21 protein-coding genes are annotated in these 26,524 nt (G+C 59.5%); 13 read left to right on the top strand and 8 right to left on the bottom strand.

Annotated features, from left to right (window positions below; all coding sequences use genetic code 11):
• The first annotated feature begins 231 nt into the window (after nt 1-231).
• From KVG95_RS17290 to KVG95_RS17275, 4 genes are all read left to right on the top strand, one after another.
• Nucleotides 232-4,884, top strand: coding sequence for an RHS repeat-associated core domain-containing protein (locus tag KVG95_RS17290; protein WP_217857284.1), 4,653 nt, complete (start codon nt 232-234; stop codon nt 4,882-4,884).
• Nucleotides 4,881-5,198 carry a hypothetical protein gene (locus tag KVG95_RS17285; RefSeq protein ID WP_217857283.1) on the top strand — a complete coding sequence of 106 codons (318 nt, stop codon included), beginning with the start codon at nt 4,881-4,883 and terminating at the stop codon, nt 5,196-5,198. Before KVG95_RS17290 ends, KVG95_RS17285 begins: the two co-directional genes overlap by 4 nt.
• Nucleotides 5,199-5,250: 52 nt before the next feature.
• Nucleotides 5,251-5,622 carry a hypothetical protein gene (locus KVG95_RS17280; protein WP_217857282.1) on the top strand — a complete coding sequence of 124 codons (372 nt, stop codon included), beginning with the start codon at nt 5,251-5,253 and terminating at the stop codon, nt 5,620-5,622.
• Between the two features lie 858 nt (nt 5,623-6,480).
• Nucleotides 6,481-6,804, top strand: a complete 324-nt coding sequence (locus KVG95_RS17275) for a hypothetical protein (RefSeq protein ID WP_217857281.1) — start codon at nt 6,481-6,483, stop codon at nt 6,802-6,804.
• Between the two features lie 233 nt (nt 6,805-7,037).
• Here KVG95_RS17275 and KVG95_RS17270 read toward each other — a convergent pair whose 3' ends face one another.
• Both KVG95_RS17270 and KVG95_RS17265 read right to left on the bottom strand, forming a co-directional pair.
• Nucleotides 7,038-8,630 (bottom strand): DHA2 family efflux MFS transporter permease subunit, encoded by a 1,593-nt coding sequence (locus KVG95_RS17270; RefSeq protein ID WP_217857280.1) that lies wholly within the window; start codon nt 8,628-8,630, stop codon nt 7,038-7,040.
• Nucleotides 8,627-9,748 carry an HlyD family secretion protein gene (locus KVG95_RS17265; protein ID WP_217857279.1) on the bottom strand — a complete coding sequence of 374 codons (1,122 nt, stop codon included), beginning with the start codon at nt 9,746-9,748 and terminating at the stop codon, nt 8,627-8,629. Before KVG95_RS17265 ends, KVG95_RS17270 begins: the two co-directional genes overlap by 4 nt.
• 288 nt (nt 9,749-10,036) lie before the next feature.
• Between KVG95_RS17265 and KVG95_RS17260 the strand changes: the two genes are divergently transcribed.
• From KVG95_RS17260 to KVG95_RS17250, 3 genes are all read left to right on the top strand, one after another.
• Nucleotides 10,037-10,537 carry a sigma-70 family RNA polymerase sigma factor gene (locus tag KVG95_RS17260; RefSeq protein ID WP_007907700.1) on the top strand — a complete coding sequence of 167 codons (501 nt, stop codon included), beginning with the start codon at nt 10,037-10,039 and terminating at the stop codon, nt 10,535-10,537.
• A 40-nt stretch (nt 10,538-10,577) separates the two neighbouring features.
• On the top strand, nt 10,578-11,552 hold the full coding sequence (locus KVG95_RS17255) for a FecR family protein (protein WP_217857278.1): 975 nt from the start codon (nt 10,578-10,580) through the stop codon (nt 11,550-11,552).
• A gap of 97 nt (nt 11,553-11,649) precedes the next feature.
• On the top strand, nt 11,650-14,073 hold the full coding sequence (locus KVG95_RS17250) for a TonB-dependent siderophore receptor (RefSeq protein ID WP_217857277.1): 2,424 nt from the start codon (nt 11,650-11,652) through the stop codon (nt 14,071-14,073).
• A 114-nt stretch (nt 14,074-14,187) separates the two neighbouring features.
• On the opposite strand, the gene KVG95_RS17245 is transcribed toward KVG95_RS17250, so the two are convergent.
• A complete protein-coding gene (locus KVG95_RS17245; RefSeq protein ID WP_217857276.1) occupies nt 14,188-15,339 on the bottom strand; it encodes an MFS transporter in 1,152 nt (383 codons plus the stop codon).
• A 167-nt stretch (nt 15,340-15,506) separates the two neighbouring features.
• On the opposite strand from KVG95_RS17245, the gene KVG95_RS17240 reads away from it, so the two are divergent.
• Nucleotides 15,507-16,499 (top strand): diaminopimelate epimerase, encoded by a 993-nt coding sequence (locus KVG95_RS17240; protein WP_217857275.1) that lies wholly within the window; start codon nt 15,507-15,509, stop codon nt 16,497-16,499.
• Between the two features lie 131 nt (nt 16,500-16,630).
• Here the strand turns inward: KVG95_RS17240 and codA are convergent, their stop codons facing one another.
• The 5 genes from codA to KVG95_RS17215 form a co-directional block, all read right to left on the bottom strand.
• A complete protein-coding gene (gene codA, locus KVG95_RS17235; protein ID WP_217857274.1) occupies nt 16,631-17,878 on the bottom strand; it encodes a cytosine deaminase in 1,248 nt (415 codons plus the stop codon).
• A 13-nt stretch (nt 17,879-17,891) separates the two neighbouring features.
• Nucleotides 17,892-19,163, bottom strand: a complete 1,272-nt coding sequence (gene codB / locus KVG95_RS17230) for a cytosine permease (RefSeq protein WP_217857273.1) — start codon at nt 19,161-19,163, stop codon at nt 17,892-17,894.
• A gap of 251 nt (nt 19,164-19,414) precedes the next feature.
• The gene (locus KVG95_RS17225; protein WP_217857272.1) at nt 19,415-20,245 is read right to left on the bottom strand and encodes an alpha/beta fold hydrolase; all 831 of its coding nucleotides are present in this window, start codon (nt 20,243-20,245) and stop codon (nt 19,415-19,417) included.
• A gap of 215 nt (nt 20,246-20,460) precedes the next feature.
• Nucleotides 20,461-20,817, bottom strand: coding sequence for a 6-carboxytetrahydropterin synthase QueD (gene queD / locus KVG95_RS17220; RefSeq protein ID WP_003173033.1), 357 nt, complete (start codon nt 20,815-20,817; stop codon nt 20,461-20,463).
• A gap of 85 nt (nt 20,818-20,902) precedes the next feature.
• Nucleotides 20,903-21,982 (bottom strand): patatin-like phospholipase family protein, encoded by a 1,080-nt coding sequence (locus KVG95_RS17215; protein WP_217857271.1) that lies wholly within the window; start codon nt 21,980-21,982, stop codon nt 20,903-20,905.
• A 242-nt stretch (nt 21,983-22,224) separates the two neighbouring features.
• On the opposite strand from KVG95_RS17215, the gene KVG95_RS17210 reads away from it, so the two are divergent.
• The 5 genes from KVG95_RS17210 (at nt 22,225) to KVG95_RS17190 (ending at nt 26,479) form a co-directional block, all read left to right on the top strand.
• Nucleotides 22,225-22,533 carry a PepSY domain-containing protein gene (locus tag KVG95_RS17210; RefSeq protein WP_123720394.1) on the top strand — a complete coding sequence of 103 codons (309 nt, stop codon included), beginning with the start codon at nt 22,225-22,227 and terminating at the stop codon, nt 22,531-22,533.
• Nucleotides 22,533-22,853, top strand: a complete 321-nt coding sequence (locus KVG95_RS17205; RefSeq protein ID WP_217857270.1) for a PepSY domain-containing protein — start codon at nt 22,533-22,535, stop codon at nt 22,851-22,853. Before KVG95_RS17210 ends, KVG95_RS17205 begins: the two co-directional genes overlap by 1 nt.
• 3 nt (nt 22,854-22,856) lie before the next feature.
• Nucleotides 22,857-23,525 carry a response regulator transcription factor gene (locus tag KVG95_RS17200; RefSeq protein ID WP_007907723.1) on the top strand — a complete coding sequence of 223 codons (669 nt, stop codon included), beginning with the start codon at nt 22,857-22,859 and terminating at the stop codon, nt 23,523-23,525.
• A complete protein-coding gene (locus tag KVG95_RS17195) occupies nt 23,522-24,835 on the top strand; it encodes a sensor histidine kinase (RefSeq protein WP_217857269.1) in 1,314 nt (437 codons plus the stop codon). Before KVG95_RS17200 ends, KVG95_RS17195 begins: the two co-directional genes overlap by 4 nt.
• Nucleotides 24,836-25,162: 327 nt before the next feature.
• Nucleotides 25,163-26,479 carry a Na+/H+ antiporter family protein gene (locus KVG95_RS17190; RefSeq protein ID WP_217857268.1) on the top strand — a complete coding sequence of 439 codons (1,317 nt, stop codon included), beginning with the start codon at nt 25,163-25,165 and terminating at the stop codon, nt 26,477-26,479.
• The last annotated feature ends 45 nt before the right edge of the window (nt 26,480-26,524 follow it).

The following is a 26,524-nucleotide window of genomic DNA, read 5'->3' as shown; positions in this document are numbered from 1 at the left end:
GTCAGGCAACATCAATGTTGACTGTGCTGCCGTCCTCGCGAACAAGCCCGCTTGTGTCTTGCGCGTTATTTACTCGCTGTTAGTTAGCGAATTCTCCTACATCCATTTCCACCTTTCCCGACTTCTTTCCTGATCGATCCCCCGCAAAGTCCCCGCGCCTAATTTTCTGCGCCAGGGATTGCTCATGTTCGAACCGATTTTTAACCCCGCCTCATATCGTTCGGTGCGTTGATGGAACACGTCGCCCGCATCGAACAAGAACTCGACAGTTTTCCGAACACCCTGACGCTCTACCGCGAACAGCTCAAGCACTGGTTCAGTCGGGCAGCGGATAAGGCCAGTCACGCCGCCGATTTGCCTTCGCTGATGGGCATGGAACGGATCATCCGGTTCGGCAATGCCAGCACCGTCGTGAGCAGTGGCGACGATGACTTTCTCTCCACCGTCGTGCAGTGCCCGAAGGGTGGAAAGCTCGAAATCGAGAGCATGTTCGAATCGGTTTATGACATTCCCGTGGGGAATATTCAGGTCGATGTGATTGCGCAGGAGGGCGGGGAGTCGACGCCGGTCACACTCGATAAAAACGGCAAGGGAGTGTTCCGAGGGGAAGAGGGCAAGTTCTACCGCATTCACGTCCACAACGAAGTCACACCACAGCAAGTTGAAGATCTTTTCTCTTCCTACGATGGCCTGACGAAAGAACTCGACAGCTGGCTGCGTGATGAGTGGCAGACGTTCAAACCGAAGTGGTCAGAATCGTCTTCGGTGGCTGCAGGCAATGGAATGCTCGCGGGCAGTTGGGCGGCCATTGAAGGTGTGTGGGACGGCATCAGCCTGCTGTCGGACATTCTCAAGGATCCGGCGAAGTTCGCAGAGCGGTTGGGCGAAAGTGCCGCAGAGCTGGAGAAGCTCGCAAAAACCGCACCGGATGTCATGGAAAAAGCCCAGTTGCTGGCCAGTGACGAAGCAGCGCTGTGCCTGCTGGTGCGCAGCGCCAGCCTGTGGTTGGACATGCTGCCACCCAGCGAAATCGCCGGCAAAACCGCCGAAGCGGTGTCGATGATGGTGGTGCAGCTGTTGATCGACATCCTGATTGGCATCGTCCTGACGTTCGCCGGGGCGGGCGCCGGCATCGCCTATTTGACGATGCGTTTGGCTGAACGAGCCGCGCAGTTACTCAGTGCCGTTCTGCGTCTCGTGAAGGCGATTTTCGCGATCATCAACAACTTCATCAGCTACGTCGACCGCTACAAAAAAGTCGCCGCGCGTGGCATCGCGGCGGGCATGAAAAAAGGCCGGATGCAATTGAGCTGGAGCGCACGTCGCAACGCTTCGCTGAAGAAGGACGAGCACCACGACGACTCCCCCGACCAAGCAAAAAATCCCAACGGCGACAGCGCCACTTGCGCGCCGTCCACCTGCAAGAACGGCTGCCCGGTGTCGATGGTCACCGGCGAAGAATTGCTGACCCTCACCGACGGTTCGCTGGACGGCATCCTGCCGTTCGACTTCACCCGGCTCTATCGCACCAGCGCCGCCGAGATCGATATCGGCCTCGGCTTCGGCTGGAGCCATTCGCTCGCCCATCGACTGGAGATCGAGGGCGATCAGGTCATCTGGATCGACCACGAAAACCGTCGCACCACGTTTCCGCTGCCGAATCGCGAGCGCCCGACGATCCACAACAGCCTCTCGCGGGCGGCGATTTATCTCGGCGCTGACCCCGAGGAACTGATCCTCGCCCAGGCTGGCGACGACGCACGTTTTTATCACTTTCATAACGGTCGGCTGACGGCGATCAGCGACGCGTACGACAACCGACTGCGCATCACCCGCGACCGCCAGGATCGTATTCAACGCCTCGACAACGGAGCCGGCCGTGCCTTGCTGTTGCGCTATGACCGCGCCCACCTGGTCGCCATCGACTACCAGTGTTTTCGCCCGGCCCAGACCCTCGCCGAGGCCTGGCACACCGAGCAGACGCTGGTCAGTTATCACTACGACGAACGCGATCAACTGATCGAAGCGAGCAACGCCGCCGGTGAAAGCGAGCGTTACGACTACGACGACCGGCACGTGATCCTGCAGCGGCAACTGGCCGGTGGGGCGAGTTTTTTCTGGGAGTGGGAACGGTCCGGCAAGGCGGCCAGATGTATTCGCCACTGGGCGTCGTTTTCGCAGATGGACACGCGCTACGTCTGGGATGACGAGGGCAGCGTCACCGTCCAGAACATCGACGGCAGTGAAGAGGTTTATGTCCATGATGACCGGGCGCGGCTGGTGCGCAAGGTCGAGCTGAATGGTGGCGAACAGCTCAAGGCCTATGACGATCAGGGTCGGCTGATTGCAGAGCAGGATCCGCTCGGCGCTGTCACCGAATACCGTTACGACGAAGTCGGACGGTTGGTGGCGCTGATTCCACCGGAAGACGAACCAACGGCCTACGAGTACCGCAATGGTTTCCTGCATGCGCGCTATCGCGGCAAAGCGGTGTGGAAGTATCAGCGCAATGCTCAGGGGGATGTCACCGAGGCCACCGATCCTGATGGCCAGGTCACCCATCATCACTACGACGCTCAGGGGCGTTTGCTGTCGATCCGCTACCCGGACACCAGCCGGCATGTGTTTGTCTGGAATGCCTTGGGGCAGTTGCTCGAAGAAACCTTGCCGGACGGTGGTCAGCGCCGCTTCTCCTACGATGCGCTGGGGCGGCAGACGACTCGTCAGGACGAACACGGTGCCGTCACCCAGTACCAATGGGATGCCGTCGGCCGACTGATCCAGACGACATTGCCTACCGGCGCCAGCCGCGGGTTCAGCTACAACGCCTACGGAAAAATCACCGCCGAACGCGATGAACTGGGCCGCGTCACCCGCTACGAATACGCCGACGATTTGCACCTGGTCAGCCGCCGCATCAACCCCGACGGTACCCAGCTCAAATACCGCTACGAAAACGCGCAGCTGCTGCTCACGGAAATCGAAAACGAATCCGGTGAAAAATATCGGCTGGACTACACGCCCAACGGCCTGATCCGACAGGAAACCGGCTTCGACGGCCGCCGCACCGCGTACGTATACGACCTCAATGGGCACCTGCTGGAGAAAACCGAGTTCGGCGACGACGGCTCGCAACTGATCACGGCTTATGAGCGGGACTCGGCCGGACGGTTGCTGACCAAGACCCTGCCCGACGGCATCCAGGTCGAGTACCGCTACGACTCGCTGGGCCGATTGATCAGCGTCGACGATGGCCACGACCATCCGCTGGAATTCGAATACGACCAGCAGGACCGCCTGATCACCGAGCATCAGGGCTGGGGCACGCTACGTTATGGCTACGACGCCTGTGGCCAGCTCAATCGCCTGCGCCTGCCAGACGGCAGCAAACTCGACTATCACCATGCCAAGGGCGGCGCGCTGACGGCGATTGACCTTAATGGCGCGCGGCTTACAAGTCACACGTACAAATCCGGCCGCGAACAGCAGCGCCAGCAAGGCCTGCTGCTCAGCGAATATGCCTACGACGACCAGGGCCGTTTGAAGGCCCACGCTGTCAATCAACAGCAAAAAAACCTGTACCGCCGCGACTATGCCTACAGCCTCAACGGCAATCTCGACCACATCGCCGACACCCGGCACGGCCAGCGCAGCTACCAATACGACCCGCTCAACCGCCTGACCCGCGTCCGTCATACCCGCGACCAACCACAGGAAACCTTCGCCCACGACCCGGCCGGCAACCTGCTGATGCAGGACCGCCCCGGCGCCGCGAAGGTGCTGGGTAATCGCCTGCTCATGCAAGGCGACCGGCATTACGACTACGACGCCTTCGGCAACCTGATTCGCGAACGCCGCGGCACCGCGCAAAAACTCGTCACCGAATACCGCTACGACTGCCAGCACCGACTGATCGGCGTCACTACGCCGGACGGTCGTTGCTCAAGCTACCGCTACGACGCCTTCGGCCGCCGCATCGCCAAAACCGTTGACGGCCACACCACCGAATTCTTCTGGCAAGGCGACAACCTCGTCGCCGAAAGCAGCCGCGAACACTACCGCAGCTACATCTACGAACCCGGCAGCTTCCGCCCCCTCGCCATGCTCGACGGCAAAGGCCCGCGCAAGGCCTGCCCGTTCTACTACCAACTCGACCACCTTGGCACGCCGCAGGAGTTGACCGATTTTGGTGGCGAAATTGTCTGGTCGGCGAAGTACAACGCCTACGGCAAAGTCACGCGCCAGACATTCGGCGGGGGCGAGCAACTTGAACAACCGTTACGGTTTCAGGGCCAATACTTCGACCCCGAGAGCGGCCTGCATTACAACCGGCATCGGTACTATGATCCGGAGGTTGGTCGGTATCTGACGTCGGACCCGGTGAAGTTGGCGGGTGGGCTGAACCAGTATCAGTACACGCCGAATCCGACGGGGTGGGTTGATCCGCTGGGGTTGAGCGGGAATTGTCCGCCGCCGAATAAGCCTGGGTGTGAGGCGCCGGATGATACGACTGGCGTTAAGGTGGATGCGGGTGAGCCGGCGCTGCCGAAGGCTTACACTCAATTTCCAGAAGATCCAAACGAGCTTACGGAAGTGTTAGGCGTCCAGCCCAAAATTTCACAGACTCAACATGGAAGTCAAAGAATGACGTGGCGACCTAACGCGGACACTATTATTAGATTTGAAAGTCATCCCGGAGATGCTGGGCCATTTAATGCGAGGCATCATGGTGAACACTATCATTTGGAACTCAAACCTAATAATTTAAGTTGGAGTCAGGCGGATAGAAATAGGGAGGTTATCAAAGTCAGACCTGACGGCTATCAACTCGGTCACGGAACTGGCTTTGTTGCCGGTGAGAAACATCCAGGTATTTCAAAATGAAAGAATTTTCAGTTTCAGACGGCACCATTGAAAAAATGACGTGTGAGCACGAGCGCATTTTTATAGAATTTCTAGATTGGCAGGAACAGCGATGGATCATTATCTTTGAAAATGTTTTAGGTGTGAAGTGTGTTGGGGCAATAGGCGCAGAGATATCAGAGATGTTTGTGGTGGGTGTGACATCGTTGTCGCAGGAGTTGCTTTTGATTGATTCTTCGGAAGTCGGGCTAAGCTACTGCTTCACTTGTGCTCGCGAGTGCAACATTGTTTTGACAGTTGTGGCTAGCGGATACACTGTTGATAAATGTGATTGAAATAAATTAATCTGTCCCGCTTTTGATAGAAGAAATAGTTATGAAGGCAACCATGGATCTCGTGACTCTTGTTGCTGAAGAAGTTCTAGTTAGGTTTTCAACCAGTGTCGGGTCCGCAACCGCAGTTTGGCGTGTTGCCCCACCGAAATATGGTGAGCAGCATGATGTCGAATTAGAAGTCGATGATGAGTTTGTTTGGGGAGAGAATGCTTGTTCTTCGCTCAATAATGCTCACTCTATTGGAGTGCTGGATGGCATCGTAACTATGACGGGGACTTTAATCTCAAATGATATGGAAGGCGACGCAGTTGTTGATGTGGGTGGAGCAATAATATTTATTGAGTTGATTGGATGTGCGGAAGCTGACTCGGTGTTCGTGGATTTAAAGGTTAAGAATATAAATGTTTTTCCGACAGGTATCTGAAGAGATTCAGCACTTTTCAATTGTTGTTGCTCCTCTTTTTTCTTTATATCCGATTAAGTAGAGTGAAAAATGCTTATTGATCCTGGAACTGGGCAGCCGTATATCCCTACACCCTCTTGTTTTTTGGGGTGTTTTGATATTTATGATCGTGAAGAGACTCTGGGTGAGGAGTTGGAGGGGTTCGATCCTAATGACCCGACGGACAGGGAGGAGCTAATTCTCAAATATTGCCTACCCAGAAAGCGATCATATCGGCAAAGATTTTTACTTTACAAATGTCTGGAGGAAGCTCTTCAGGACAGAAATTATGATTTCCAATCATTGCTGAAGTATGACGCCTGAGGCGTATTCATCATTTCCTGATGGGTGGGATGAGATGAAAAATACCAGGGCATTTTTTGAAGACATTTTTCGCTTGGCAACTGTTGTGTGGGAAGACGACCTTCAAAAAGCCAGCCTTGAAGATCAATCCACTTGGACGACTATCGGTTAGTTGCGTTGATGGTCGTACATGCTGCGAAATTTCTGGACAAGGTCGTCGGAAGTTTCCTTCAACTCGTATCGGTTTCCATGAACTGGTGCGAAATGTTTTCCATCGATAGTCTCTGGTGGTCACTGAAGATTCAGTGGCAGGGTGTAGGAACCCTTCAATACCGTTAGAGCTACATTGACGTCGATGCTTGGTTTGCGGCCGTTAACGTGCGTCCGTAATATCTGTTGCGGCGGCTATGCGCGGGCACGCTTCGGCGTGGTCGAGTTTTGCTCTAAGGGTCTCGATATTCCTACCCCGTGCATAGCTGCCACCCTAGCCTGTAGGAAGGCCTAAGGCAGCTCCATTTCTTCCTTGGAGCATCTCAAATGAAAAATCTTCATCCCGATCCACCCTACGAAAAACCAATGCCTCACCCCAAAAGCCGTTTCATGGCGCTCACCAGCAACTGCACCGACATGCCCACCCTGTTCGCTGATACCCACGCGCCGCTCGATATCTTGACCGACGCCGCCAGCTATCGAATTCGTGCCGTCACCCAGGTGCTTGAGAACCTGTCCATGCGCGGCTCGGTCGAGTGCGACTCGATGATTCTCAGCGACTTCGCTTTGCTCTGCGCCATTCCGTTACGGGATGGGTGCGATGTGCTGGATTTGATTGGGCGACGGTTGAGGGCACGGCCTTCGGAGTAGCGGCGGGCGTTGTTGTGGCGAGGGAGCTTGTCGGAACGCCGCACCGTCCCGCTCGACTGCGTAGCAGGCGCCAAACCAAGCCCTGCGGTGTACCTGACAAACTCGTGGCGTTGGTTCTGGGGCTGCTGCGCAGCCCAACGGGACGGTGCGGCGCTCCGACAAGCTCCCTCGCCACAGGGTTTTGATTGGCCGGAATGTTTTGGGGCCGCTCCGCGACCCGAAGGCGGCAAGCCTCAATGCGCATCAGCACTCGGCGCGGCCGGTGGTTGTACTTTGCGCATCAAGGGCACCATCGCCGTGGCGAGGATGAAACAGACCATGATCATCAGGAACGCGTCGCCGTAGGTTTGCGTTTGCGCTTCGCGGTAGGTCAGCAGCCATAGCTGACGCAGGCTGGCGGTGACGCCGATGTCACCGCTCTGGCCGAGGGCGGCGAAGTTATTGCCGACTTGGGACAGCCACTGATTCAGCGCTTCGTTGGTGCTGTTGAGGTTCTCTGCCAACCGGGTGAAGTGCAGGTTGGTGCGGTCATTGAGGATGGTCGCGCACGCAGCGATGCCCATCGCGCCACCGAGGTTGCGCATCAGGTTGAACAACCCCGAAGCATGTTTGAGCCGTGACGGTGCCAACCCGCCGAGGGTCAGGGTCACCGCAGGCGGCACTGCCAGTTGTTGAGCGATCCCGCGCAAGGCTTGCGGCAGCATCAACTCTTTAGCCCCCCAGTCGTGGGTGATCGGGCTGAAATCCCACATCGACAGGGCGAACAGCCCAAGGCCGGTCATCATGACCCAACGCAGGTCGATGCGGTTGGCCAGAAAGGCGTACAGCGGAATTGCCAGAATCTGGAACACCCCGGTGGAAAAGACTGCGAGGCCAATGTCCAGCGCACTGTAACCGCGCACCCGGCCGAGAAACAGTGGAGTCAGGTAAATCGTCGCGAACAGGCCGATCCCCGTGACGAACGAAAAGAAACAACCGAGGGCGAAGTTGCGGTCTTTCAAGGCACGCAGATCGACAATCGGATTGGCCACGTGCAGGGTGCGACCAATGAAGGCCAATCCAGCCAGGCCGCTGATCCAGGCAGTGGTCAGAATCGTTCTGTCGCTGAACCAGTTGAAGCGCGGGCCTTCTTCGAGGGTGTATTGCAGGCAACCGAGAAACACCGCCATGAACAGCATGCTCAGGTAGTCGGCACCCTTGAGCAGCGACAGTTCCGGTTGATCGATTTTCACCAGCATCGGCACCGCCACCGCGACGAAAATCCCCGGTACCAGGTTGATGTAGAACAGCCAGTGCCAGGACGAAATGTCGGTGATCCAGCCACCGATCACCGGCCCCAGCGTCGGTGCCAGCGAGGCCACGGCGCCGATGGTCGCGGCGGCGATCACTCGTTGTTTACCGGTGAAGAAAAAGAATGCGGTGGTGAACACCAGCGGGATCATCGAACCACCAAGAAACCCTTGCAGGGCGCGGAAGGCGATCATGCTCTGGATGTTCCAGGCCGCGCCGCAGAGCAGGCTGGCCAGGGTGAAACCCACCGCCGAGGCGCAGAACAGCCAACGGGTCGAGAACACCCGGGACAACCAGCCCGACAGCGGAATCACGATGATCTCGGCGATCAGGTAACTGGTCTGCACCCACGCAGTTTCGTCGATGCCGGCCGAGAGCCCGCCGCCGATGTCACGCAGCGACGCCGAGACGATCTGGATATCCAGCAGCGCAATGAACATGCCGATGCACATCGTGGCGAAGGCGAACACCTTGGTCGCCGTCGCCATGTTGGCGGCGTCGAACGGCAGCGCGGGGGCGGCGAGGGCGCGACTCATGGTGTGCTGGCCATGGTCGGGGATTCAGGCTCGGCGCGGGTGTCCACTTCGGCAGTCACCGACAAACCGGGACGCAGATGACCGAGCACGCCATCGGCCGGGTCCAGCAGGATTCGCACCGGTACCCGCTGAACGATTTTGGTGAAATTACCGGTGGCGTTTTCCGGTGGCAGCACGCTGAACTGCGAACCACTGGCCGGCGCGAGGCTGTCCAGATGACCGTGGAATTCACGCCCCTTGAGCACGTCCGCATGAACGATCACACGCTGGCCCGGCGTCATCCGCGACAGCTGATCTTCCTTGAAATTGGCATCGACCCACAGTCCGCTGGCCGGCACCACCGACAGCAGTTGCGAACCGGCCTGGGCGTAAGCGCCGACCCGTGCCCGACGATTGCCGATCACGCCGTCGACCGGGGCTTTCAACTCGGTGTAACCGACGTTCAACTGCGCCAGATCACGCTCGGCCCGCGCCTGGATCAACGCGGCGCGCGCTTGCTGTTTTTGGGTTTCAATCACGTTCAATTGGCGTTGCGCGGCCAGCAATTCGGCCTGAGCCCGGGCACTCTGCGCCTGTGCAGTCTTGAAAGTGGCGTCGGCCCGTTGCGCGCTTTCCACCGAGACGGCATTGCTGTTCACCAAGCGTTTGTAGCGGGTGTTATCGTCCCGCGAGCGCGCGGTTTCGGCGCCTGCGGCATCGATGCCGGCACGGGCCTGGCCGATTACTGCGTGTTGCAGTTGTTCAGTAGCGTCGAGGTTGGCGAGTAATGCTTCTTCGGCAGCTACCGCACCTTCGGCCTTGGCCAGATTGGCGCGATAGTCACGGGCGTCGAGACGAATCAGCACATCCCCGGCCTTGACCTTCTGGTTGTCGGTGACCAGCACCTCTTCGATATTACCCGCAACTTTCGGCCCGATCACCGTGACGTCGCCACCGATGTAGGCATCGTCGGTTTCTTCGATGAAACGGCCGGCGGTCCACCAATGAGCTGCGTATAGCCCGATGAACACCAGGGCCGCGATGGCCGCCGTCAGCAAGATCAACCTTTTAAGCAGGGGAGGCTTGGGTGTGTTCACCGCGACAGCAAGATCGGGTTCAAGGCTGGGCATGCTGGTCATGGAGAAGTACCTGTAAGAAATGATGCTTTATTATGGATGTAATATGACCTAGGTAATATTTGCTGACAAGGGTTTCTGCTGCCGGTCGTCAGGTTGGTTTTGAGTTATAGGACGTATCGCGGACTTCTCTTATCGAATGCCTTGGCCGCCCTTCCTCGGTTTTTGATTCTGATTCAACATCCCATCCAGTCTTCCGACGGGGCCACAATACGGGGATCGAGGGGAATCCATTGCTTCCAGTTAATAGGAAGCATTACTATTCACGCCTCCTCTCCACAGCACACCGCAATGACCCCCAAGCTGCCCCGCAGACACGGCTTTTTCGAGCATTACGAAGAGTTGATCGGCACCTGGACCCGTCGCCTGAGAAATCGTCAGCAGGCCGAGGACTTGGCCCATGACACCTTCGTGCGGGTGCTTGAGTCCGATTCGGCGGCGGTGCAACAACCTCGGGCGTATTTGCACCAGACCGCGCGCAACATTGCGGTGGACGGTTATCGGCGTGAGGATCGGCGGGGCGCCATGGAGTCCGAGGCGATCGATCACAGTGTGTCGTCGTCCGGCGACCCGGAGCATTTCATGCACGCGATCCAGTTGGCGGATTCCATCGAACGGGCGCTCACCGAGCTGCCGGTCAACTGCCGCAAGGTGTTCGTCTGGCAGAAGATCGAAGGCCTGACCCAGGCCGAAATCGCTGAGCGCCTGGGGCTGTCCAAGAACATGGTGGAAAAGTATATGATTCGCACCCTGCGGCATTTGCGTGATCGCCTGGACGGGTTACAGCCATGATTCGCCGCGCCTTTTCATCCCCGGCCAAACAGGACTTTCCATGATGGATACTCGTGATTGTGCGTGCGGGCAAACAACGGTTCGCGACGACGCGGCGCGGTGGTTTGTGCGTTTGCAGGAACCTGTCGTCAACGCCGAAGACCGGCGAGGCTTCGAGATCTGGCTGGACGAACACCCTCAGCATCGCGACGAATACCAAGTGCTCCAGAGCCTGTGGGCGGCGGCCGATCTGCTACCCGCCAAGCGTTTGCACGCCTTGTGCGAAACTCCGCCGGCGCGTAGTAAACGTCGCCCGCTGATGCGTTATGCAGTGGCCGCCAGTGTGCTGGCGGTGGCACTCGGCCTGGGGTTGTTCAGTGGCCTGAATCGTCCGGCGACCTACACGGCTGAATATTCCACAGCCCTTGGCGAGCGTCGTCATGTGGCGTTGCCGGACGGTTCGGTGATCGATATGAACAGCGGCAGCCGGGTGCAGGTGCGCTATGAAAAAGATCGTCGCGGCATCGAGTTGACGCAAGGCGAGGCGATGTTCAGCGTCGAGCACGACAGCAGCCGACCGTTCGTGGTCGAGGCGGGCAGCGGCAAAGTGACAGTCACCGGCACCCGTTTCGACGTGCGTCGCGACAACACCGAAACCCGGGTCGCGGTGGAGCAGGGCACGGTCAAGGTTCAAGGTAACGGTGCCGATTTCGTCAGCCTTACCGCCGGCCTCGGCACTCGCGTCGATGCCCTGGGGAAGGTTGCCGCCGCCTATACGGTCAACCCTGCAGAACTGACCGCATGGCGCAGCGGCAAACTGGTGTTCAACAACGCCAGCCTCAGCGAAGTGGCCGAAGAAGTGTCGCGTTATCGGGAAAAGCCGCTGAGGGTCGGTAGCGCCAAAGTGGGCAATCTGCGCCTGACCAGCGTGTTCAAATCCGACAACACTGACGCGCTGCTCAAGGCCTTGCCGAGCATTCTACCGGTAGCCATTCGCACCCTCGATGACGGCAGTCAGGAAATAATTGCCCGATAGATTCAGGTTTTTTTCGAGTTCTTCGTCTTCTTGTCCAACTGCAACTGGTTTGCATTAACAGCCGCACACTCTTGCGATCCACAGGACAATGTTCGACGTGAAGAAAACCACCGCTAAAAATAACAAATCATCCTGGCTGCCCCTCGCTCTTGCCTTGGCGGTCAGCTCGGCGCTGCCCCAGGCGTTCGCTGCCGATGCCATTCATATTCAGGCGCAGCCGCTGGGTCAGGCCTTGAGTCAGCTGGGTCAGCAAACCTCGCTGCAGGTTTTTTTCAGCCCTGAACTGGTGGCCGGCAAACAGGCTCCGGCAGTCGACGGCAATCTTTCACCGGAACAAGCCTTGCGCCAATTGCTGCAAGGCAGCGGTCTGGAATACCAGATAGATGAAGGCTCGGTAACCCTGATGCCAGCCCCGACTTCCGCCGCCAACGGCCCGCTGGAACTGGGCGTGACCGATATCAAAGTGGTCGGCGACTGGCTCGGCGATGCCAATGCTGCCGTGGTGCAAAACCATCCCGGCGCGCGCACGGTGATTCGTCGTGAAGCGATGGTCGAGCAGGGTGCCATGAACGTGGGTGACGTGCTGCGTCGTGTACCCGGCGTGCAAGTGCAGGACGCCAACGGCACCGGCGGCAGCGATATTTCCCTGAACGTTGGTGTGCGTGGCCTGACCTCGCGGCTGTCGCCACGCTCCACTGTGCTGATTGACGGCGTGCCGGCCGCCTTCGCCCCTTATGGCCAACCGCAGCTGTCCATGGCACCGATTTCTTCCGGCAATCTCGACAGCATCGACGTGGTGCGTGGCGCCGGTTCCGTGCGTTATGGGCCGCAGAACGTCGGTGGCGTAATCAACTTCGTTACCCGTGCGATCCCGGAGAAAGCCACTGGCGAAATCGGCACCACCCTGGAAACCACTCAGCGCGGTGGCTGGAAGCACATCGACACCGCGTTTCTCGGTGGCACCGCCGATAACGGCATGGGCGTGGCGCTGTTGTATTCCGGTGTGAACGGCAACGGTTATCGCAAAAGCAACAACAGCAATGACATCGACGACGTAATCCTCAAGACCCATTGGGCGCCTACCGATCAAGACGATTTCAGCCTCAATTTCCATTACTACGACGCCAGCGCCGACATGCCCGGTGGCCTGACGCAGAAGCAGTACGATGCCGATCCGTTCCAGTCCGACCGCGACCATGACAACTTCAGCGGCCGCCGCAAGGACGTGTCCTTCAAGTGGATTCGGCAGATCGACGACCGCACCCAGGCCGAAGTGCTGACCTACTATTCCGACAGTTTCCGTGGCAGCACCATCGCCGCTCGCGACCAGAAAACCCTCAGCTCTTATCCGCGCACTTACTACACCTTCGGCATCGAACCGCGGGTGTCCCATGTGTTCGATCTGGGCCCGACCACGCAGGAAGCCAGCGTCGGTTATCGCTACCTGAAAGAAGGCATGCATGAAGAGGCGAGCCGTCTGGCGCTGGTGAACAATCAGCCGGTGGTCACCAAAACCTCCGATGGTCATGTGTTCCAGGATCGCACCGGAGGCACCGAAGCCCACGCTGTTTACATCGATGACAAGATCGACGTCGGCAACTGGACCGTGACCCCCGGCATCCGTTTTGAAAGCATCAGTACCGAATGGCACGACCGGCCGGTTCTCGACACCGCTGGCAGACCTGTGCAGGAAAAACGCCGCAGCATCGACAGCAACGAACCGCTGCCGGCCCTGAGCGTGATGTATCACATGTCCGAGGCCTGGAAGCTGTTCGCCAACTACGAAACCTCGTTCGGCAGCCTGCAATATTTCCAGCTCGGTCAGGGTGGTTCGGGCGATAACACCGCCAATGGCCTGAATCCGGAAAAGGCCAAGACCTACGAAATCGGCACGCGCTACAACGATGACGTATGGGGCGGGGAAGTGACGCTGTTCTACATCGACTTCGATAAAGAATTGCAATACATCAGCAACGATGTGGGCTGGACCAACCTCGGCGCCACCACGCACCAGGGCCTTGAAGCCTCGGTGCATTACGACATGGCGGCGCTGGACCCACGACTCGACGGCCTGACCGCCAACGCCGGTTTCACCTACACTCGCGCCGTTTATGAAGGCGAGATACCTGGCTTCAAGGGCCGTGACCTACCGTTCTACTCGCGTCAGGTGGCGACCGCCGGCCTGCGTTACGACATCAACCGCTGGACCTACAACCTCGATGCCTTTGCCCAATCCAAGCAGCGCTCGCCGGGCACCGCGGTGAACGCTGATGGCAGTTTCAGCGGCAACTACATCACTGAAGGCAGCGCGGACGGCCAATACGGCGACATCCCGGGTTACGTCACCTGGAACGTGCGTGGGGGGTATGACTTCGGCTCGCAATTGTCGAACCTGAAAGTCGGGGCGGGGGTGAAGAACATTTTCGACAAGCAATACTTCACCCGCTCCAGCGACAACAATTCGGGGATGTACGTCGGCGCACCGCGTACGTTCTTTGTGCAGGCCAGTGTCGGGTTCTGATAGACCGAGGTGGATTCATCGCGAGCAGGCTCGCTCCCACAATAGATCTTCAGTGAACACAACATTTGTGTACGACGCAGATCAAATGTGGGAGCGAGCCTGCTCGCGAAGCTTTTAAACCTTCAACACCTTTCCACCAATCGCCACCGCCACCAGCAATACCGCCATCAACCCAAAGGCAAAACTCAAGCTGCTGCCATGGGCGATAAAGCCGATCACCGCCGGCCCGGCGAGAATCCCTGCATAACCCAGGGTGGTAATGGCCGGCACGGCAATGCTTTCCGGCATGACGGTCTGTTTGCCCACGGCGGTATAGAGCACCGGCACAATGTTCGAACAGCCAGCCCCCAGCAGCGCATACCCCACCAGTGCGGCTTCCCAGCTCGGAGCGAATGTCGCCAGCGCCAGGCCTGCGGCGGCCGTCGATCCACCAAACACTATCACTCGTGTCGCACCGAGGCGCCGGACAATGGCATCGCCAGTCAAACGCCCGACGGTCATGGTCAACGCAAACGCCGCGTAACCCAGCCCTGCATACGCCGTGTCGATCCCACGCTCCTGCGCCAGGAACACCGCGCTCCAGTCGAGCGCTGCGCCTTCGGCCAAAAACACGATGAAACACATGCCGCCGATAAACAGCACGATGCCATGCGGCACGGCAAACGCCGGGCCGGAGCTTTCGCTGCCATAGGGCAACAGATGCGGCGCGGCCTTGAGCAACGCCACCACCAGCAGCACGATCACCACCAGCATCGCCCCCAGTGGCGACATCCCCAAGCCGAGAAGGGCGCTGACACCCGCCGCGCCGACGATTCCGCCAAGGCTGAACAACCCATGAAACCCCGACATCATGGTCTTGCCGCTGGCCCGCTCGACGATCACCGCTTGCAGGTTCACCGTCGAATCCACCGTGCCCAGGCCCGCGCCGAACATGAACAACGCCGCGATCAACGCCGGAATCGAAGACACCGTCGCCAACAGCGGCAGTGCCGCACAGATCAACAAAGTCCCGCCGCTCAACACCCGACGACAGCCAAAACGCGAAGCCAGAATACCGGCCATGGGCATCGCCAGAATCGAGCCCACCCCCAGACACAGCAGCAACAGCCCGAGAGTTCCCTCATCCAGCCCTGCCCGCGCCTTGGCGTAAGGCACCAGCGGCGCCCAAGCCGCGATGCCGAAGCCTGCGATGAAAAAGGCGATGCGTGTGGACATCTGTTCCAGACGTCCGGGGACGAAGGTGGCTTGGGTATTGAGGTTGGTCATATCGATCCTTGGCAAAAAACGTCGCGTCTCCAAGGGACAGTGATCAACCGCATAGGGTTCGATCACCTCGTCCGGGCGGGGCGTAGTCAGGCAGGGTGACATCCTTGCACAGCCAGCCGCTGTTTCGCGATATCGTCGACGCATCAATTGTTCATAGAGGGGGCGCCATGACGCGGATGTACGATGCTCGAGGGAATATCTACGTGGTCGTGGCGCCGGATAACGTGCGCGGTAACGGAATCGAATTGCCTGCGCTGGCCAGTCATGCCGCGCAAACCCGTGAGGCCTGGGCGATGTCGGCCATCGAGGCATTCTGCGCTTGGGCTCCGGGTACACAACCGCCCGGCAGCAAGGCGCATCGCTGCGATGGGCTGCTGGTGGGGCCGTTTCAATCGTCGCCGCCTTTTGACCTGCTGATCGTCAACACCGACGGCACCCTCGCCGAGCGCAGTGGCAATGGCTTGACGATTTTTTCCCAGGCCCTGAGCGAACAAGGGCTGATGCCGAAGGAAGAGGCCTGTCTGCTCCGGGTTCATCACGACAAGAGCGATGCGGTTTCGCCAGTGGAGACTTCAGTGAAACCCGCTGAAATCGATGGCGTGCAAGGGTTCTGGCTGGACCTGGGACAGCCATCGTTCGGGCCTGAAGCGGTGGGGGCACAAGGGGTTGAACCCGTGACGTTGAAGGGGCGCGAAGTCAGTCATGTGCGGCCATTGTCGGCGCTTGATCCTGCCTGGAACCGCAGCCAGTTTGTGCGTATCGGCAATCCGCATTGCGTGACGTTGGTGACAGCCGCCGATGCGCTGCCGAGTAACACGCAGATGCGCGAGCCAGAATTGGCCGAAGGATTGACCCGCATCGCCTACGCCATGCCGACCGGGGCAGGGCAGCCGTGTGTGGCTGGAGTGAACCTGCAATGGGCGATGCTTGAATCCGAGGGGCGAATCGTTGCGCGGGTGTTCGAACGTGGCGAAGGGCCGACCGCGTCGTCGGGCACCAGCGCCAGTGCGGTGGCGTGTGCGGCGTGGCGCGTGGGTTGGGTGGCGGCGGGAGAGGTGAAGGTGGTCATGCCTGGCGGCACGGCGCCGATTTTGCTGGAGGAATTGGATGGCGAGTTGAGTCGGGTCAGATTGTTTGGTACGGCGCGGTTGATGGGTTGATTTCCAGATTGCATTCGCGAGCAAGCCCGCTCCCACATTGGATTGCAGTCGCTCACAAATAATGTGTCCACTGAAGATCCAATGTGGGAGCGGGCTTGCTCGCGAAGGCGTCAGTCCAAACAACCTGAACTTCAGCTCATATCGCTGCAGAACTCCACCACCGGCATCTGCCGCTTCATCAACACCTTGCCCCCGCGAACCGAATACAGCGGCAAACCCTGGCTACGAATCACCTCATAATCACTGTCCGCCGACAGAATCAACAGATTCGCCGGTCGCCCTTGTTCCAGCCCATAACGATCGCCCAGGTTCATGGCTTTGGCACTGTTGTCGGTCACTAGGTCCAGCGCACTTTGCAGATTGCGATAACCGAGCATATGGCAGATGTGCAACCCGGCCTCGAGCACCCGCAAAATGTTGCCGTTACCCAACGGATACCACGGGTCGACGATCGAATCCTGGCCAAAGCACACGTTCATTCCCGCTTCGAGCAACTCATTCACCCGGGTCACGCCACGGCGTTTAGGGAAGTTATCGAAGCGTCCTTGCAGGTGAATGCTTTCGGTGGGGCAGGAGACAAAGCTGATCCCCGAATGCCCGAGCAGCCGAAAGAGTTTGGCGCAGTAGGCGTTGTCGTAAGAGCCCATGGCCGTGGTGTGGCTGGCGGTGACGCGCGAACCCATGTCGCGGCTACGGGCTTCTTCGGCCAGTACTTCAAGGAAGCGTGAATGCGGGTCGTCGGTTTCGTCGCAATGCACGTCCACCAGACAACCGGTGCGCTCGGCCAGATCCATGAGGAACTTCACCGAACTGACGCCTTGATCGCGGGTGTATTCGAAATGCGGAATGCCCCCGACTACATCGGCGCCCAGACGGATCGCTTCTTCCATCAGCTCCCGACCGTTGCGGTATGACTCGATGCCTTCCTGAGGGAACGCGACGATTTGCAGGTCGATCAGATGACGGCTTTCCTCGCGGACTTCGAGCATTGCCTTGAGCGCGGTCAGTTCCGGGTCAGTGACGTCGACGTGGGTGCGCACGTGCTGGATGCCATGGGCGGCGAGGGTCTGGATGGTCTTCTTGGCGCGGATCTTGGTGTCTTCCTGGGTGATGGTCGCCTTGCGCTCGCCCCAGCACTCGATGCCTTCGAACAGCGTGCCGCTCATGTTCCAGCGCGGCTCGCCAGCAGTCAGGGTGGCATCGAGGTGAATGTGCGGCTCGACGAAGGGCGGCACCACCAGATTACCGCCGGCGTCCAGGTCGTCAGGCCCCAGGGACGGGGCTTCGGTTTGCCGGGCAATGCTGTGAATCAGGCCGTTTTCCAGGTGCAACTCATGCAGGCCTTCTTGGTTGCGCAGGCGGGCGTTGATGATATGCATCAGGCGAATCCTTTTAGAGATCTTGTAGTGGTGCGTCGGCGGTACGGGCACCCAGTACCCCGGTCAATAGCACATACGTTAGCGCGGCTACGGCAATCCCTACCAGCGGCGCGACCCACGGCGAGCTGAAGGCGGCGACTGTGCCGACCGCATAAGCGCTCAGCCCCGGCCAATTGAACGCGGGCAACCGTGTATCGGCCAGGCGTGGGTAGCGGCCCCGATAGCGGAAGAAAAAGTCCGCCATGATCACCCCACCAATCGGCGGAATCACCGTGCCCAACAGAATCAGGTAAGGCACCAGCATGTCATACATGCCCAGCAGTGCCAGCAGCGTACCGATCACCGCGCCGGCCAGGGTCACGGTTCTGCGCCGGCCGGTACGCAGCAGGTTGCAGCCGGCGACGGCGAAGTTGTAGATGGTGTTGTCCTGGGTGCTCCAGATGTTGAGTAGCAACATCGCCATCGCGGCCATGGCGAAGCCTTGCAACAGCAGCACTTCGACCACGTCCGGTTGCTGATAGACGATGGCGCCATAGGCACCGATCAACACCATCAGACCGTTGCCGACGAAGAAGCCGATCAGGCTCGCCAGCACCGCAACTCGCGCTGAACGGGAGAAGCGTGTCCAGTTGGTTGCTTGCGTCGCACCGCTGACGAACGTGCCGAACACTAGGGTAATGGCGGTCGACCAATCCAGCGTTCCGGTCGGAACCACCGCGAGCAAGCCCTCGAGCCCGCCGACCTTTACTGTCGCGACCCACATCGACAACATCAGCAGCAACATCATGGCCGGCACGGCGATGTACGACAGAATCTCCAACCCGCGATAGCCAATGTACGCCGTGGCACAGAAGCCCAGGCCGAACAGCACCATCAGCCCCAGAACCGTGCCCCCGCTCAGTTCGAAATACTTGCCCAGCACCACCGCCGCCGTCGCGGTGCCCCAGGCGTACCAGCCGATCTGGGTGAAACCGAGGATCAAATCGCTGAGTTTGCTGCCCACTTCACCGAAGCAGAAACGTCCCATCAGCACCGAGTTGAGGCCGCTCTTGAAGGCGATGTAGCCCAGCCCCGCGGCATAGATCCCCAGTAGCAGATTGCCGACGATAATCACCGCCATCATCTCGCCGAAACTGAACGCCACGCCGAGCTTGCCGCCAGCAAACATGGTCGCGGTGAAGAAGGTAAAACCCAGTAGCACCATGGCGGTGGAGGCAAGTCCCTTGCGGGCATGCATCGGGACTTCGCTGAGGGGGTAATCGTTGCCCGAATCGTTCTGCGTCATGTGGCGTTCCTTGCTGGATGGAGGACGCGGGGGGTGTTGCAGTGCTCGTGCCAATGGCGCGAGGGTGTTGTTATTTATAGACGAGCAGGTGGATTTGGCCCGCAGAGAGGCACGAAAGCGGTGCACCTGAAGGAACACAAGACTCATGTGGGAGCGGGCTTGCTCGCGAAAGCAGTGTGTCAGTCGACATCAATGTTGCATGACACACTGCTTTCGCGAGCAAGCCCACTCCCACATTAAATGCGGTTTTTTCAGGGGGAATTGTGCAGGGGCAAAAACCGCAATATCGCCGCCACAATCGCCTCCGGCGCATCCTCCTGAACCAGATGCCCGGCATTGGCAATGGCATGAAACTGCGACCCCGCAATCATCTGATGCAGCGCCTGGCCGCGCTCAATGGGAATCCATTGATCGTCCTTCCCCCAAAGAATCTGCACCGGGCAGCGAATCGTCGGGTACAGCCCTTCGACTTCGCGGGTATAACGTTCATCCATCTGCGCGATCTGCCGGTAGAACGCCGCTTGTCCCGGGTTTCCCAGCCAAGGCTGCACATAGGGCGCCAGCTCATGATCGGGAATCTCACGCTTGATCGCGCCACGAATATAGGTCGGCACAATCGCCTGCTGAATGTAATCGGGCAGTCCACTGAACGCGGCTTCATGCTGACGCACATGCTGCACGAACGGCGACCCCCAGGGCGACAGCGCCACCGGATCAATCAGCGTCAGGCTGCGATAGTTCTTGCCATTGAGCAGATGCGCGCGCAACGCGGTGGCGCCGCCGAAATCGTGGGCCACCACGTCTGGCTGCTCCAGGCCCCAATGATCCAGCAATTGCGCCAACAGCTGGTTTTGTACGCCCAGCGACACATCGCTGTCCGGCTGTGCCGATTGCCCGTAACCCAGCAGATCGAAGTAGTGCACCCGGTGCGTGGTGATGAAGTGTGGCGCAATCCGGTGCCACACATAAGAAGAGAAGGGTGTGCCATGCACGAACACCAGCGGCGGACCGTCGCCACGTACGGCGTAGCGCACGGAATGCCCGTTGAAGCGATAGGTCTGAGCCAGCGGCCAGTCAGCCATGGGAGCGTCCTCTTGGCATGTGCGAGCCAAGAAGCATAGGCATAAAAAAACAGCCATTGAAGGCTGTTTTTATGTTGACTGACGAAACGCAGTTTCCCTGTGGGAGCGGGCTTGCTCGCGAAGGCGTCGTGTCAAGCGACATCGATGTTGACTGTGCCGCCGCCTTCGCGAGCAAGCCCGCTCCCACAGGGGATTTTCGTTGTCTTTAGATCGGTTTACTCGCCGCGATAGATGCAACCGCTGGTGCAGGTCTCGTGGATGCGAATTGCGCTGAGTTCCGGCAGCAGGGGCTTCAATTCATTCCAGATCCACTTGGCCAGCACTTCGCTGGTCGGGTTTTCCAGGCCGGGAATGTCGTTCAAGTAGTTATGGTCCAGGCGTTCGTAAAGCGGCTTGAAGATCGCCTTGATTTCCGAGAAGTCGCGGATCCAGCCGGTGTGCGGATCGAGGTCGCCGCTTAGGTGAATCGCCACTTTGAACGAGTGACCGTGCAGACGACCGCACTTGTGGCCGTCCGGCACGTGGGGCAGGCGGTGGGCGGACTCGAAGGTAAATTCTTTGAAGATTTCCACAGTGATGTTCAGCTCTGTCAGGTGGCGATCGCCGCGGCGATATGGGCAGGTGGCGAGTTTACCAGAGCTCTGGGCAAAACACTGACTAAAGGGTCAGCAAGCGCTCGCCGAGGCGACCGTTGGCGGTCAGTTCGAGGAATTCGTCACCCAGCCTGCGGCTTTCATCCATCGTCGCGCGCCAGTATTTCTGCCGGCTCGGGGCGTCGCCCATGAAGCGCTTGAAGTCGTTACGGTCCGGTAGTTTGCCGTAGGGCAGGCGCGACAGGTATTCCTTTGACGGCGCCAGCAACAGAACATCCTGCAAACGCGCCGGGCAGGCGCGGCGCCATGGCAGGGTCTTGTCGAACCAGCCGGGGATCACTCGATCAGTGAAGTGCGGATAGAGCACAATGTCGTTGCCGCTGTAGGGCAAGTCGAGGTGATAGTCCAGCAGTCCGCCATCGCGGAACGTCCCGGCGCCTGCGCCCGGCAGGTCGCGCACGCCTTGCATGACCATCGGGATCGAGCCCGAGGCGAGCAGGGCCTGGCACAGGTTGCCGGCATCCAGCGCAACGAAGCGCGACGGGAAGTCATTCAATGCGTTGACCGGTGGCGCCAGGCGCGGGTCGTGGATGATCAGCCGCTCGAAATGCCGCGACAGCCGCGCCCGCCCACGCAGGTTGTCGGCGATCACCGACGACAGCCCCAGCCCCAGCCGACCACGATGATCGTCCGCCAACAGGCCGTGGCTTTTGACCACCATGATGTTCAGTCGGTAATGGGCATTATCCAGAATCGATGCATCGCGGCCGTCGAGCAAGTCATCGAGCATCTGCCGGGAGCTCTGGCTGATCTGCGCCATGGTCACACCCTTGGCAAAATTCTGCTCGGTGTACAGATGACCGAGGCGGCGCAGGCCTTCGGCGGCATCCGGCAGGCATGCGCTGGCGAAGCGCCAAGAGCCCACCGACGCACCAATCAGCGAACGCTCCCGGGGCGCCGCCGGCAGCCATTCGCCGAACAGCGCCAGATCGAGCCCCTGAATCCCCAACGCTTTCGGGCCACCGGCGGCGCCCGGCAACGTGCCCACGTCAGCGGCGCTCAAGCCATTTGCACGGATGCGCGCCAAGGCACGCGGACCGGCCTTGATAGTCAGGGAAGGGAACTTGATGTGGATCGCGGTCATACCGGTCTCGATGTCTGGCAGGCGGGGGATTATGTGGGAGCGGGCTTGCTCGCGAAAGCGGTGTAAGAGTCGACATTTTTGCTGAATGTTGAACCGCCTTCGCGAGCAAGCCCGCTCCCACAGGTTTTGTGTATGGCTGCGATATCGTGGCGCCAGTCCCAATGATGGCAATTCAGTTTCAGTTAAGTTCGAATCACTAAGGTAGCTCTTGTAGCAACACATAAAAAAATACGGAGACACCCATGAAAATCCTGACTGCCCTGTTCACCGCCTCCATCATCACCATGACCGCCAGCATCGCCCACGCTCGCGACCTCGGCCCCGACGAAGCCCTGAGACTGCGCGACGCTGGTACCATTGTGTCCTTCGAGAAGCTCAACGCCACGGCATTGGCCAAACACCCCGGCGCCAAAATCACCGAAACCGAGCTTGAAGAAGAGTACGGCAAGTACATCTACCAGGTGGAACTGCGCGACCCGCAGGGCCTTGAGTGGGACCTGGAATTGGACGCTGTCAGCGGGCAGGTTCTCAAGGATCATCAGGATACGTAATGAAGGTGTTTTCTTTTAATCGGCGCGCCAGCAGTCGGATGGCGCTGGCGCTCCTGGTTTTTTGCTCGGTGGTCATGGCTCGCGACCTGGATCAGGACGAGGCCCTGCGCCTGCGCCAACAAGGTGTGATCCTGCCGCTGGAGCAGCTCTTGCAGCAAGCGCTGGACCTCTATCCCGGGGCCAAGCTGCTGGAAGCCGAGCTTGAGGAAAAGCACGACGTCTACATTTACGAGGTCGAGCTGCTGACCACCGAAGGCGTGGTGCGCGAGCTGGACCTCGACGCCACCACCGGCCATTTACTGAAAGACAAGGAAGACTGACCGATGCGTTTGCTCCTGGTGGAAGACCACGTGCCGCTGGCCGACGAATTGATGGCTGGCCTAAACCGGCAGGGTTACGCCGTGGACTGGCTGGCCGACGGCCGCGATGCGGTGTACCAGGGCAGCAGCGAGCCCTATGACCTGATCATTCTCGACCTCGGCCTGCCGGGTTTGCCGGGGCTCGACGTGCTGGCGCAATGGCGGGCCGGGGGCTTGGCCACGCCAGTGCTGATCCTCACCGCGCGCGGTTCCTGGGCCGAGCGGATCGAAGGCCTCAAGGCCGGTGCCGACGATTACCTGACCAAACCGTTTCACCCCGAAGAGCTGCACCTGCGAGTCCAGGCACTGTTACGCCGCTCCCACGGCCACGCCAATCAGCCGACGCTCAAGGCCGCCGGTTTGCATCTGGATGAAGGTCGTCAGTGTGTGACTCGCGACGGCGCCGACATCCAGCTCACCGCCGCCGAGTTTCGCCTGCTGCGCTACTTCATGCTGCACCCTGAACAGATCCTTTCCAAAAGCCACCTCGCCGAACACCTCTACGACGGTGAAACCGAGCGCGATTCCAACGTGCTGGAAGTCCACGTCAATCATCTGCGGCGCAAGCTTGGCCGCAGCGTGATCGAAACCCGTCGCGGTCAGGGTTACCTGTTCGGCGGGCAAGCCCAGTGAGGTCGATTCAGCGCCGCTTGAGCCTGGGGCTGATCAGCGTGATGGTGATCGTCGGCCTGGTGCTGGCGCAAACCAGCCTGTGGCTGTTCGAAATGGGTTTGCAGCGCTACCTCGAAGCCGGTCTGCGCAACGACAGCGAAAACCTGCTGGTGGCGCTGGTGCGCGGGCCGCAGGGGTTGCAACTGGATGAGCGGCACTTGTCGCCGGCCTATCAGCGACCGTTCTCCGGGCATTACTTTCGTATCGATTTCGCCGACAGCCATTGGCGTTCCCGTTCGTTATGGGATCAGGAACTGCCGCAGCTTGGACACCCTGGGCTGCATAGCAATCTGCAATTGGGGCCGGAAGGGCAGCAGCTGTTGGTATTGCGTTCGGACTACCGTCGGTTGGGCCAGGCGATTTCCATCAGCGTCGCCCAAGACTACACCCCGGTGCGCGAGAGCTTTCGGCGCATGCAGCAGATCGGCCTCGGGTTGGGGCTGGCGGGGCTGTTGCTGATTTTGCTGTTGCAACGCATCACCGTGCGCCGCGCCTTGCGCCCGCTGGAAAAGGCCCGCGAGCAGATCGCCCAATTGCAGCAGGGTCAGCGCTCGCAACTCGACGAAGAAGTGCCGCTGGAGCTGGAACCGTTGGTGGCGCAGATCAACCATTTGCTGGCCCACACTGAAGACAGCCTCAAGCGCTCGCGCAATGCGCTGGGCAATCTTGGCCATGCCTTGAAGACTCCGCTGGCGGTGTTGTTGAGCCTGGCTTCCAGCGAAAAACTCGATGCTCACCCGCAGCTGCGCAAAGTCATGCAGGCGCAACTGGAACAGGTTCAGCAACGGCTCAATCGCGAACTCAACCGCGCCCGATTGTCCGGCGATGCACTGCCGGGTGCGCTGTTTGATTGCGATGCGGAATTGCCAGGGTTGCTGGCCACGTTGAACATGATTCACGGCGAACACCTCGACTTGAGCTACCGCGCGCCTGCCGGTTTGCAACTGCCGTGGGATCGTGAAGATTTGCTGGAATTGCTTGGCAACCTGCTGGACAACGCCTGCAAATGGGCGGATGCCGAGGTTCGGTTAAGCGTGGTCGAAACGGCAGAAAGGTTTGAGTTGAGCGTGGAAGACGATGGCCCGGGGATTCCCGAACACCAGCGCGCTCAGGTGTTCAGCCGTGGTACCCGGCTTGATGAACAGACGGATGGGCATGGGCTGGGGTTGGGCATCGTGCGCGACATCGTCGACACCTGGGGCGGGGCGTTGAAGTTGCAGGAAAGCGAGTGGGGCGGGCTGAAGGTGATGATCGAGTTACCCAAACGCTAACACCCATTTGAAGGACGCCGAGTAACCTGTGGGAGCGGGCTTGCCCGCGATGGCGATGTAACAGTCAACATCGATGTTGGATGTTATGGCCTCATCGCGAGTAACTCGCTCCCGCAGGAAGGCGTTGAATCAACCCCGGAACTGACTGATTCACACCCCTACGGGGGTTGGTGTTGGCCTTTGACAAGGCGGCAATGCTCCGGCACAGTGCGCGCCCTCTAATAAAACCCTTTTTCTTTAATCCGCTGGCGGCCTATGCAGACTGCCGGCCGGACTCATTCCGTTTGGCGGTGATTGCCTCACCGCGCTGCTTTTGAGGTAACAACAATGAATGCAGTAATTGCCGCGGTCGGCATCATGCTGATACTCAGCCTGTCCCGCGTGCATGTGGTGATCGCGCTGATTGTGGGCGCACTGGTCGGTGGCTTGACCGGTGGCCTGGGCATTGACGCGACCCTTAAAGCTTTCAACAGCGGCCTTGGCGGCGGGGCGACGGTTGCGTTGTCCTACGCCTTGCTCGGCGCGTTCGCGGTGGCTATCGCCAAGTCCGGCCTGGCCCATGCGCTGGCCGACAAAGCCTTGGCCATGGTCGATCGCCAGCACGCCAACGGTGGCGGAAATGTCAAATGGCTGCTGATCGGCCTGCTGTGGGTGGTGGCCATCGCCTCCCAGAACATTTTGCCGATTCATATCGCCTTTATCCCGTTGCTGGTGCCGCCACTGTTATATGTGCTGACCAAACTGCAACTGGACCGTCGATTGATTGCGTGTGTCATTACGTTCGGTCTGATCACGCCGTACATGTTCCTGCCCGTGGGCTTCGGCAACATCTTCCTCAATGAAATTCTGCTGGCCAACGTCGCCCGCAGTGGCGTGGACATCAGCGGTATCAACGTCACCCATGCCATGGGCATTCCGGCGCTGGGCATGGTGTTTGGCTTGGCGGCAGCGTTCATCAGCTACCGCAAGAAGCGCGTTTACGACCTCGAGAAAATCGAGAAAGTCGAACAGGTCGCGGTGCAGTACAACCCAATGAGCCTGATGATCGCCGGTCTGGCCATTGCCGCCGCGTTCATTGTTCAGTTGCTGCTGGACTCGATGATTATCGGGGCGCTGGTGGGCTTCCTGATCTTTTCGGTGTCGGGGATCGTCAAATGGCGCGACACCGATGACCTGTTCACCGAAGGCATGAAGATGATGGCGATGATCGGCTTCATCATGATTGCCGCGTCCGGGTTTGGCGAAGTGATCAAAGCCACCGGGCAAGTGCAGACACTGGTCGAAACCTCGGCCTCGTGGATCGGCCACAGCAAAGCCGTCGGCGCGTTACTGATGTTGCTGGTGGGCCTGTTGGTAACCATGGGCATCGGCTCGTCGTTTTCCACCGTCCCGATTCTGGCGGTGATTTTCGTACCGTTGTGCGTGCAACTGGGCTTCAGCCCGATCGCCATCGTGTGCATCGTCGGCACCGCCGGTGCGTTGGGCGATGCCGGGTCACCCGCGTCGGACTCGACCCTGGGCCCGACCTCCGGTCTGAACATCGACGGCCAGCATCACCACATCTGGGACACCGTGGTCCCGACCTTCCTGCACTACAACCTGCCGCTGCTGGTGTTTGGCTGGGTGGCGGCGATGGTGTTGTAACGGCCACTACCCTTGTGGGAGCGAGCCTGCTCGCGATTGCGATCT

This window comes from Pseudomonas farris, assembly GCF_019145235.1.
Taxonomy (GTDB): domain Bacteria; phylum Pseudomonadota; class Gammaproteobacteria; order Pseudomonadales; family Pseudomonadaceae; genus Aquipseudomonas; species Aquipseudomonas farris.
This window is presented reverse-complemented; position numbering and strand designations above follow the sequence as displayed.